Origin of the sequence: Pseudorhodoferax aquiterrae (assembly GCF_014652235.1) — a bacterium.
GTDB lineage: Bacteria > Pseudomonadota > Gammaproteobacteria > Burkholderiales > Burkholderiaceae_C > Pseudorhodoferax > Pseudorhodoferax aquiterrae.
The window spans coordinates 1-10,832 of the sequence record NZ_BMYK01000055.1 but is presented as its reverse complement, the minus strand read 5'-3'; the positions used below and the strand labels follow the sequence as shown (position 1 = coordinate 10,832).

Sequence of the window (10,832 nt, the reverse complement as noted above, 5' to 3'; positions counted from 1 at the left end):
GGCCTCGCCGGCTTGACGCGGACCATAGAACCTCTGCCAGACCGCCGGCGGCGCCCCCTTGGGGGTATCGGACTTCTACACGCAGTGAGAAGTCCAAACGGGGGAGATCAAAGTCCTGAGAAGTCGGGCTTGCGCCGCTCCATGAAGGCGCCGAAGGCCTCGCGCGCGGCCGGCTCGGCCAGCATGCGGCGGAACAGCGCACCTTCTTCGTCCATGCGCGCCAGCACGGCGTCGGCGCTGGTTTTCCTGAGCAGGCGCTTGGTCGCGATCAGTGAACTGAGCGGCTTGGCCGCCAGCTTGCGCGCCTGCGCCTGCGCCAGCGCGTTGGCCTCCGAGGGCGGCACCACGCGGTTGACCAGCCCGACCTCGAGCGCCGCCTCGGCCATGAAGGGCTCGCCCAGCAGCAGTGCTTCGGCCGCACGGTGGTAGCCCATCATCTGCGGCACCAGCAGGCTGGAGGCCGCCTCGGGCACCAGGCCGAGGTTCACGAAGGGCATGGAGAAGGCCGCGTTGTCGCCGGCATAGACCAGGTCGCAGTGGAACAGCATGGTCGTGCCCACGCCCACGGCCGGACCGCAGACCGCTGCCAGCAGCGGCTTGGAAAAGCCCGCGATGCCGCGCAGGAAGCGGAACACGGGCGAAGCCTCGCCGCTCGGCGGTGCGTTCAGGAAGTCGCCGATGTCGTTGCCAGCGCTGAAGATGGTTTCGTGGCCTTGCAGCACCGCCACGCGCTGGGCGGGGTCGGCGTCGGCCGCGGCCAGGGCATCGGCCAGCGTCGCGTACATCGCGGCGGTGATGGAATTCTTCTTGTCGACGCGGTTGAAGGTGATGGTGGTGACGCCGGCTTCGGCGTGGACCAGGATGTCTTCGCTCATGGCCTTATTCCTTGTAGTAGACGATCTGGTGGGAGGTGGCCAGCAATTCTCCGCCCTCGTTCCAGAGCTGCGCGGTCTGGTCGAAGAAGCCGTTGCTGAAGGCTTGGCCGCGGGCCTGGCCGAACAGATAGCCCGTGCCGCTGCGCGCGAGCATGGCCGCGTCGGCATGGAAGTAGGTCGTGATCGAGACCGTGCCGGCCGGCACGCGCGTGGCGCGGCGCAGCCACACGCGCGGGTAGAACACGTCGGCCAGCGAAGCCAGCGAGAGGAAATCCAGCGGACGGCCCGGCTCGTCGCGCACCCACAGCTGCGTGAGGCTGTGCTCGCCGCTGCCGTCCCAGGTGCTGGGCACGGCGCCGTGCACGGTCCGCATGTCGTAGCGCTTGAGCCACTCGGCCCCGAACGGCTTGAACCGCTCGAGCGTCTGCGGCGCCGGCGCCGTCGGCATGGGCGCGTCGCTGAGGCCCCAGGTCTCGCGCCGCGCCGCCGTGACGGCCGTGGCGGTCAGCACGGTGTCCTCGGTGCCATCGGTGCCGGGCTGCGTCATGGCCATGGTCCAGTGCTGGGTCGAGCGGTTGGTGCGGGCCGGCACGGCCGCAAGCCGGTAGCCGCCCGGCCCCAGCGCCGCCGCGTAGTTGACGGTCAGCGCGATCGGCACGCCCAGCAGGCGCGGATGCGACAGCACGCCGTTCAGCGCGCTGGCCGCCGTGATGCCGCCGAAGGGCCCGACCATGTTGGCCCAGGCCGGGTGCGCGGCGCCGCGGAAGGCGTTGTCGCCCTCGGGCGTCAAGGCCACGGCCTGGTCGAAGAAATGCTCGCTCATCGGTGTCAGACTCTTTCGAAGATGCCGGCAGCGCCTTGCCCCATGCCCACACACATGGTGACCATGCCGTACTTCAGATTCTTGCGCCGCAGCGCATGCACGACTGTCGCAGACCGGATAGCGCCGGTGGCGCCCAGTGGGTGGCCCAGCGCGATGGCGCCGCCCATGGGGTTGACCTTGGCCGGGTCCAGGCCCAGGGTGTTGACCACGGCCAGAGACTGGGCGGCGAAGGCCTCGTTGAGCTCGATCCAGTCGATGTCGGACAGCTGCAGGCCGGCGTTGCGCAGCGCGGCCGGGATCGCCTCGATGGGGCCGATGCCCATCAGGTGCGGCGGCACGCCGCGACTGGCATAGCCCACGAAGCGGGCCAGCGGCTGCAGGTTGTACTGCTTGAGCGCGCGCTCGCTGACCAGGATCAGCGCGCCGGCCCCGTCCGAAGTCTGCGAGCTGTTGCCGGCCGTGACCGAGCCGCGCGCGGCGAACACGGGACGCAGCTTGGCAAGGCCTTCCAGACTCGTGTCAGGGCGTGGGCCTTCGTCGAGCGACAGGGTCTTGCGCTTCTCGATGGTGGTGCCGTTCGCCAGGTCGGCGCTGCGGTCGATGGCCTCGATGGCCGTGATCTCGTCCGCGAACTCGCCGGCCTGCTGGGCCTTGAGCGCACGCTGGTGCGATTCGACCGCGAACGCGTCCTGCGCATCGCGCGAGACCTTCCACTGCTGCGCGACCTTCTCGGCCGTGAGGCCCATGCCGTAGGCGATGCCGTAGTCGTCGAGCTTGTCGGTGTCGGCGAAGATGACGGGCGACAGCGAGGGCGAGTTGCCCATCATGGGCACCATGCTCATGCTCTCGGTGCCGGCGGCGACCATCACGTCGGCCTCGCCCACGCGGATGCGGTCGGCCGTCATTTGCACGGCCGACAGGCCGGAGGCGCAGAAGCGGTTGACCGTGATGCCACCCACGCTGTGCGGCAGCCCGGCCAGCACGGCGCCGATGCGTGCCACGTTGAGGCCCTGCTGGGCCTCTGGAATCGCGCAACCGCAGATCACGTCTTCCACCGCCTTGGGGTCGAGACCCGGCACCTGGGCCATGGCGGCGCGCAGCACGGCGGCCAGCATCTCGTCGGGGCGCAGGTTGCGCAGCGTGCCGCGGTGCGAGCGGCCGATGGGCGTGCGCGTGGCGGCGACGATGTAGGCGTCCTGGACTTGTTTGCTCATGTTCTTCTCCTCAATTGCGCAGCGGCTTGCCGGTGTTCAGCAGGCCCAGGATGCGCTCCTGCGTCTTGGGGTGCACGATCAGCGCGCAGAAGGCCTGGCGCTCCAGCGCCATCAGGTAGTCCTCGTCGACCAGCGTGCCGGCATCGACGTCGCCGCCCGTCACCACGCCCGCGATCAGGCCGGCGATGTGAAAGTCGTGCTGGCTGATGAAGCCGCCGTCGCGCATGTTCACGAGCTGGCCCAGGATGGTGGCCTTGCCGCTGCGGCCGGCCACGGGGAACTGGCGCTTGAGCGGCGGACGCCAGCCCGCATTGGCCATGGCCTTGGCCTCGGCGAGTGCCACGTAGAGCAGCTCGTCCTTGTGCGGCACGACGATGTCGGACTCCAGCAGGTAGCCGAGCTTGCGGCTTTCCAGCGCGCTGGTGCCGACCTTGGCCATGGCCGCGGCCGTGAAGCCCTCGCTCAGGAACTTGAGCAGATCCTTGTCGGTGGACGTGGCGGCGTTCTCGGCCGCGCGGCGGGCGATGTAGGTCAGGCCGCCCGCGCCCGGCACCAGGCCCACGCCGACCTCGACGAGGCCGATGTAGCTCTCCATCGCGGCGACGCGGCGCGCGCTGTGGATGGCCAACTCGCAGCCGCCGCCCAGCGCCAGGCCGCGGATGGCCGAGACCACGGGCACAGCGGCATAACGCAGGCGCAGCATGGTTTGCTGCAAGAAGCCCTCGGCGTCCTCGATCGCGGCGACGCCCACGGCCATGAAGGCCGGCAGCATGGCCTGCAGGTCGGCGCCGGCCGAGAACGGCTCGTCGCCTGACCAGACCACGAGGCCCTGGTAGTCCTTCTCGGCCAGTTCCACGGCCTGCATGAGGCCCTCGGCCACCTCGGGGCTGATGGCGTGCATCTTGGTCTTGATGCTGGCGATCAGCACCTCACCGTCCAGCGTCCACAGGCGGACCGAAGCGTCCTCGTGCACCGTGGTGCCGGCCTGGGCGAAGCTCTTCGCGCCATCGCCGAGCACGCCCTCGGGGAACAGCTGGCGTGCGTGCACGGGCAGACGGCGCAGCGGCTCGAAGCGGTTCGTGGTCGGGTTGAAGGAGCCCTCGGGCGTGTGCACGCCGCCGGCCTGGGCCACCGGGCCTTCGAACACCCACTTCGGCAGCGGCGCCGTCGACAGCGCCTTGCCGGCAGCTATGTCCTCCTGCACCCACTGCGCGACCTGCAGCCAGCCGGCCTCCTGCCAGAGCTCGAACGGGCCCTGGCGCATGCCGAAGCCCCAGCGCATCGCGAAGTCCACGTCGCGTGCGGTCTCGGCGATCGAGGCCAGGTGCACGGCCGCGTAGTGGAAGCTGTTGCGCAGGATGGCCCACAGGAAGCGGCCCTCGGCGCCCTCGGACTCGCGCAGCAGCTTCAGGCGCTCGCCCGCGGGCTTCTTGAGCATGCGCTCGTAGACGGCATCGGCCTTGCGGCCGGCCGGCACGTAGTCGCGGCTTTCCAGTTCGAAGCGCAGCACGTCGCGGCCGACCTTCTTGTAAAAGCCCGCCTTGGTCTTCTGGCCCAGGTTGCCGAGTTCGAGTAGGGCCTTGAGCGCGGGCGGCGTGGCGAAGCTGGCGTAGAAGGGATCCGTCTCGGCAGTGAGCGTGTCCTGCAGCGTCTTGATCACATGGGCCATGGTGTCCAGGCCCACGACGTCGGCCGTGCGGAAGGTGCCGGAGGAGGCGCGGCCCAGCTTCTTGCCCGTGAGGTCGTCCACCACGTCGTACGTGAGGCCGTGGTTCTCGACTTCCTGGATGGTGCCCAGCATGCCGGCCACGCCGATGCGGTTGGCGATGAAGTTGGGCGTGTCCTTGGCCCGCACCACGCCCTTGCCCAGCGTGCTTGTGACGAAGGTCTCCAAATCGTCGAGCACCTGCGCGCTCGTGCCCGGCGTGGGGATCAGCTCCACCAGCTGCATGTAGCGCGGCGGGTTGAAGAAGTGGATGCCGCAAAAACGCGGCGCCACGGCGACCGGCAGGGCCGCGCCCATCTTGGTGATCGACAGGCCCGAGGTGTTGGAGGCGACGATGCTGTGGGCCGCGAGGTGCGGCGCGATCTTGGCGTAGAGATCCAGCTTCCAATCCATGCGCTCGGCGATGGCCTCGATCACGAGGTCGCAGCCAGCCAGCAGGCCGAGGTGCTCCTCATAGTTGGCGGGCTGGATCAGCGTGGCCTCGTCGGCGACGCCGAGCGGCGAGGGCTTGAGCTTCTTCAGGCCCTCGATGGCCTTGAGCGCGATGCCGTTCTTGGGGCCTTCCTTGGCGGGCAGGTCGAACAGCACGACGGGGACGCGCACGTTGACGAGGTGCGCGGCGATCTGCGCGCCCATGACGCCAGCGCCGAGCACGGCGACCTTCTTGATTCTGAATTTCGACATGTTCTTTCCTTCGTTCAGGGCTGGCGGACCCAGGTCTGGGTGCGCCAGAACGGGCCGATCGAGCCGCGCACCTCAAGCTTGGCGCCGCCCTCGATGGGCGTGAGGCGCAGCGTGTAGACCTTTCCGGATTCGGGGTCGAGGATCTTGCCGCCCTCCCACACTTCCTTGCCTTCGGCCTTCCTCGCGCCGCGGATGATCTCCAGCCCCACCAGGGGCTGGTCCTTGCGGTCATCGCTGCATTCGGTGCAGCGCGCCTGCGGATCGGCCTCCTTGCGCAGCAGCTTCTCGATGCGGCCGCTGAGCTGACCGGCCTGCTCGCTGATCTGCATCTGCGCCTTGGCCTCGCCGGTCTTGTCGTCCACGCTCTGCCAGCGGCCCACGGGCGTCATCTGCGCCTGCGCGGCCAGGCCGCAGAGCAGCAGGGTCAGCGGCAGCAGCTTCATGCCAGGGCCGCGTCGGTGTCCATGAGCACGCGGCTGCCGGCGCGCGCGGTCCGCATCAGCGTGGCGGTCTCGGGGAACAGCTTGGCGAAGTAGAAACGCGCGGTCTGCAGCTTGGCCGTGTAGAACGGGTCGGTGCTGCCATCGGCGATGGCGCGCAGCGCGGCCTGGGCCATGCGCGCGAAGAAGTAGCCGAACACCAGGTGGCCGGCCACGCGCAGGTAGTCCACGGCCGCAGCGCCGACCTCGTCGGGGTTCTGCAGGCCCTTGAAGCCCACCTCCATCGTGAACTTGGTCAGCTGCTCACCCAGCACCGCGATGGGGTTGATGAACTCGGCCATCTTCTCGTTGACGCCTTCCTCCTCGACCAGCGCACCGACCAGCTTGCCGAACTTGCGCAGCGCCGCCCCCTGGTCGCCCAGCACCTTGCGGCCCAGCAGGTCCAGCGACTGCACGGTGTTCGTGCCCTCGTAGATCATGTTGATGCGGTTGTCCCGCACGAACTGCTCCATGCCCCATTCCTTGATGAAGCCATGGCCGCCGAAGACCTGCATGCAGGCGTTGGTGGCAAGGTGCCCGTTGTCGGTGATGAAGGCCTTGACGATGGGCGTCAGCAGCGCGACGAGCTCGTCGGCGTTCTTGCGCGTCTTCTCGTCGGGATGGTGGTGCGCCTTGTCGAGCAGCAGCGTGCAGTAGATCTGCAGCGCGCGGCCGCCTTCGGCATAGGCCTTGGCGGTCAGCAGCATCTTGCGCACGTCGGGGTGCACGATGATGGGGTCGGCCTCCTTGTCCTTGGCCTTGGGGCCCGACAGCGAGCGCATCTGGATGCGGTCCTTGGCATAGGCCAGCGCGTTCTGGAAAGCCACCTCGGTCAGGCCCAGCGACTGGTTGCCCACGCCCAGGCGGGCCGCGTTCATCATCACGAACATCGCGGCCAGGCCCTTGTTGGGCGCGCCGACCAGGGTGCCGATGGCGCCGTCGATGGCGATCTGCGCCGTGGCGTTGCCGTGGATGCCCATCTTGTGCTCCAGGCCCGTGCAGAAGATGGCGTTGCGCTCGCCAAGCGTTCCATCCGCCTTCACATGGAACTTGGGCACCACGAACAGGCTGATGCCCTTGCTGCCCTTGGGCGCGTCGGGCAGGCGGGCCAGCACCAGGTGCACGATGTTCTCGGCCATGCCGTGCTCACCGGCCGAGATGAAGATCTTGTTGCCCGTGAGCTTGTACGTGCCGTCGGGCAGCGGCTCGGCCTTGGTGCGCAACAGGCCCAGGTCGGTGCCGCAGTGCGGCTCGGTCAGGCACATGGTGCCGGTCCATTCGCCGCTCGTGAGCTTGGGCAGGTAGGTCTTCTTCTGCGCTTCGGTGCCGTGCGCGGCCAGCGCCTCGTAGGCGCCGTGCGAGAGGCCGGGATACATGGTCCAGGCCTGGTTGGCGCTGTTGAGCATCTCGTACAGGCATTGGTTCACCACGTAAGGCAGGCCCTGGCCGCCGTAGGCCGGGTCACAGGACAGGGCCGGCCAGCCGCCTTCGACGAACTGCGCGTAGGCCTCCTTGAAGCCCTTGGGCGTGGCGACCTCGTGCGTGGCCTGGTCCAGCGTGCAGCCCTCGGTGTCGCCGGAGATGTTCAGCGGGAAGGTCACCTCGGCGGCGAACTTGCCAGCCTCTTCGAGCACGGCGTTGATGGTGTCGGCATCGACCTCGGCATGGCGCGGCATGGCCTTGAACTCGTCGCTGACGCGCAGCACCTCGTGCAGCAGGAACTGCATGTCGCGCAGGGGGGGCGTGTAGCTGGGCATCTTGTTTTACTCCTTGGTGCGGGAAGAGCGGTTGGTCTTGGGTGCGCGCTTGCGCGCGGCTGTGGGGGAAAGGGGGACGACGGTGGCCGGGCTGCCGTAGCGCGCCAGGATGTGTTCGAAGCCGGCCTCGGCGCGGCGAATGGCGCCGGGGTTCTGCAGGAAGCGTTCTTCGTAGTGCAGCGCGAGGATCAGGCCGTGGATCTCGAAGGCCATCTGGCGCGCGTCGGTGTCGGCACGCAGCTCGCCCATGTCCTTGGCCAGGGCAACGGCTTTGTCGAGCGCGCCGAGCCAGGATTTGACGGAATCGACCAGCGCGTCGCGCACGGGGCCGGGCCGGTCGTCGAACTCGGCCGCGCCGCTGATGAAGATGCAGCCGGACTGGATTTCCACGGCCACGCGCTGCATCCAGTTGGCGAACAGCGCGCGCAGCCGGGGCAGGCCGCGCTCGGCCTGCAGCGCGGGGAAGAACACCTCCTGCTCGAAGCGCTGGTAGTACTCGCGCACGACGGAGATCTGCAGCTCCTCGCGCGAGCCGAAATGCGCGAACACGCCGGACTTGCTCATTTGCGTGAGTTCGGCCACGGCGCCGATGGACAAGCCCTCCAGGCCCATCTGCGAGGCCAGGCTCAACGCAGCGTCGACGATGGCGGCCTTGGTCTGGCGGCCTTTGGGCAGCACACGAACCTTGTCCGAAGCGGGCACAGCTTTCAAAGCAGCGGAAGTTGGACGGGGCATGGCACAGACAATAAAACGAACGGTCGTGCGATTTTGCCGGCAAAACCAGGCAGCGCAAGCCCCGGGGCCTGCTTTTTTCAGAGGTGTTGCGCGACTACCGCGGGACCAGGGCGGTGGCGGCGATGGCGCGGCCGACGGCCTCGAACAGCCGGCCGGCGGCGCGCTGCTCGTCGAGTTCGGCGGCGCAGACCGCGACCACGGTGGCATCGCGCCCGCCATCCTGCGGCTGCAACACGCCCATGTGGCAGGCACGCTGGTGCTGGGTGCCGGTCTTGTGGATCAGGCGCAGGCTCCTGGGCAGGCCGGCTTCGAGCCGGTAGCTCCCGCGCGTGCCGAACTTCATGGCCTGGAACAGACGCTCAGTGCTGGCGGGCGACAGCAGCTCACCGCGCACGAGCCGCTCCAGCATGGCGCCGTAACCGACCAGCGTGGCGCTGTTGCGGCCTTCGGCGTAGTAGCCGGCATAGGCTTCATCGATGTCGCTGCGCAATGCGCCGGCCGGCAACGCCAATGCGCGCCGCACGGCCTCCGCGCGTTGCGGCATGGGCGCAGCCGCCACCTCCACCAGTTGGCGGTGGCTCAGTTCGCCGGCATCGGGATGCAGCCTGGCGTACACCGCGCGGCGCACGGCAGTGAAGTCGGTCAGTTCGCCGATCTCATCGCGTCCGAAGGCGTCCTGGGCGCTGCGGTTGAGTGCCTCCACACCGACCACCCGCACCAGCATGTTGGCCGCGGTGTTGTCGCTGTCGCCCAGCATGCGCGCGAGCAGCGTGTCGATGGGGTAGGACTGGCCGACCTTGTTCCAGACCAGCGGACCGGAGCCGTCGACCTTGTCGGTCTCGCGCAGCACCACTTCGGTGTCCAGCTGCAGCCGGCCGGCGTCGACCTGCTGCAGCACGGCCACGGCGATCGGCACCTTGGCCGTGGAGCCCAGGTACCAGGACCGGTCGGCGCCGTGGTCGAAGACGCTGCCGTCGCGCAGCCGCTTCACGTACACGCCAAGCCGGCCGGGGCTGCCCTGGTCCAGGCGCTCGATCTCGGCGCCCAGGCGATCGCGCCAGTCGTCGGCGCGTGCCGCCTCAAGGGGGCTCAGTGTCGCCAGCAGCAGGCACAGCAGGCGGACGGACAGCGCAGCTCGGCGCATCGGGCACTCCTTGTGTCAACACGCCGGACCGGCACAGCGCCGTGCCGACCTCGCGCAGCGCGCGCTCGGCGCGCACCAGAGAGAGTTCTCCGCGTGTGCAGGCCACCACGAGCACGCGCGTGCCACCGGCGGGCTGCACGATGCCCGCGTCGCAGAAGCGGCCGCGCTGGGTGCCGGTCTTGTGGGCGAAGCGCGCGCCCGCGGGCAGGCCGGCGCGGATGCGCTGGGGTCCCGTCACCACGCGCTCCATGAGGCCCAGCAGGTAGCGCGTCTGCGCGGGCGGCAGCAGCTGGCCGTCGGCCAGCCGCGCCAGCAGTTCGCCATAGGCATCGAGGCGGCCGGTGTTCAGGCCCATGGCGTAGTAGGCGTCGTAGGCCTCGCCCAGCGTGGCCAGGCGGAAATCGCGCACCGGCACCTGCACGAGGCGCGCAAGGACCTGCAGCCGCGCGCTGTCGTCGCGTTGCTGGCGCAGCAGCAGCAGCTCGCGCCCGGCCAGGCTGTTCGCCGCCGGCACCAGCTGGCCATAGGTGGCGCGCCGCACCTCGGCCAGCCGCGTGATGGGACCGAAGCCGCCCGGCGCCACCTCGGCCGTGACGGCGTTGACCTGGGCCAGGCCGACCAGGCCGATCAGCATGTCGCTGGCCGTGTTGTCGCTGTGGATGACCATCTGCTCGAGCAGGAAGCGGATCGGCAGCGCAGCGCCCACGGCCTGGCGGTTGGTGGCACCGGCGCCGTCCACATAGTCGTCGGCGCGCAGCGTGACGGGGGTGTCGAGCGTGTAGGCGCCGCGTGCGACGCCGCGCAGCACGGCGATGGCGACCGGCACCTTCACGGTGGAAGCCAGGTACCAGGACTGCCCGGCCTGAAAGGACACGCTCTCGCCGCTGGCGAGGTCACGCGCGTAGACACCGATGCGCGGGCCGTTGGGCACCGCGTCGATGCGCGCCAATTCGGCCGTCAGCCGCTCCTGCCAGGATGGCGCGGCTGCCGCCGATACAGCTGATACGCCAAGACACAGCGCCAGCAGAGCCCTGCGACCCCGAGCGGCAGCGCAGGTGCGGCGCGGCATGGACTCAGAACGTGTGAATGAACCGATCGCGCGCACGACGGGGCGCGGCGGGCCGCAGGCGAAGGCGCAGGCCGCAGCCCGGGCTGGTGCCCGGGCAAGGACTGCAACGCCCGCATGCGGCCTGGCGCGCCCCGGCCCGTAGGGCGAGGCCCGGGGCGCGACGATCATGATGGAAGCAGCTGCTCACCGGGGCCTCGCGTGGGTGTGAGCGGTTCGTTCACACGTTCTCAGAGGGTGTATCTGAAATAAAATGTCTTCCATCCACCCGTTATCCAGGGTGATGCAGGAGACGGCGAGTGAGCACAGCGACGGACAAGAGGCGAGCC

General features: G+C 69.3%; 9 protein-coding genes. All 9 read right to left on the bottom strand.

Going from position 1 to position 10,832, the window contains the following annotated elements:
* Positions 1-107: 107 nt before the first annotated feature.
* Complete coding sequence (locus tag IE209_RS33030) at positions 108-875, bottom strand: enoyl-CoA hydratase (RefSeq protein ID WP_189691104.1); 768 nt, start codon at positions 873-875, stop codon at positions 108-110.
* A gap of 4 nt (positions 876-879) precedes the next feature.
* Complete coding sequence (locus IE209_RS33025; RefSeq protein ID WP_189691103.1) at positions 880-1,698, bottom strand: acyl-CoA thioesterase; 819 nt, start codon at positions 1,696-1,698, stop codon at positions 880-882.
* Between the two features lie 5 nt (positions 1,699-1,703).
* The gene (locus IE209_RS33020; protein ID WP_189691102.1) at positions 1,704-2,912 is read right to left on the bottom strand and encodes an acetyl-CoA C-acyltransferase; all 1,209 of its coding nucleotides are present in this window, start codon (positions 2,910-2,912) and stop codon (positions 1,704-1,706) included.
* 10 nt (positions 2,913-2,922) lie between these two features.
* Positions 2,923-5,322, bottom strand: a complete 2,400-nt coding sequence (locus IE209_RS33015; RefSeq protein ID WP_189691101.1) for a 3-hydroxyacyl-CoA dehydrogenase/enoyl-CoA hydratase family protein — start codon at positions 5,320-5,322, stop codon at positions 2,923-2,925.
* A 14-nt stretch (positions 5,323-5,336) separates the two neighbouring features.
* A complete protein-coding gene (locus tag IE209_RS33010; protein WP_189691100.1) occupies positions 5,337-5,765 on the bottom strand; it encodes a DUF2147 domain-containing protein in 429 nt (142 codons plus the stop codon).
* A complete protein-coding gene (locus tag IE209_RS33005; RefSeq protein WP_189691099.1) occupies positions 5,762-7,558 on the bottom strand; it encodes an acyl-CoA dehydrogenase C-terminal domain-containing protein in 1,797 nt (598 codons plus the stop codon). The genes IE209_RS33010 and IE209_RS33005 overlap by 4 nt, the downstream gene beginning before the upstream one ends.
* 6 nt (positions 7,559-7,564) lie before the next feature.
* Positions 7,565-8,293: a TetR/AcrR family transcriptional regulator gene (locus IE209_RS33000; RefSeq protein ID WP_373305470.1), complete on the bottom strand. Its 729-nt coding sequence runs from the start codon at positions 8,291-8,293 to the stop codon at positions 7,565-7,567.
* Positions 8,294-8,387: 94 nt separating this feature from the next.
* A complete protein-coding gene (locus IE209_RS32995) occupies positions 8,388-9,437 on the bottom strand; it encodes a serine hydrolase (protein WP_189691097.1) in 1,050 nt (349 codons plus the stop codon).
* Positions 9,373-10,386, bottom strand: coding sequence for a serine hydrolase (locus tag IE209_RS32990; protein ID WP_229883180.1), 1,014 nt, complete (start codon positions 10,384-10,386; stop codon positions 9,373-9,375). Before IE209_RS32990 ends, IE209_RS32995 begins: the two co-directional genes overlap by 65 nt.
* Positions 10,387-10,832 lie beyond the last annotated feature (446 nt).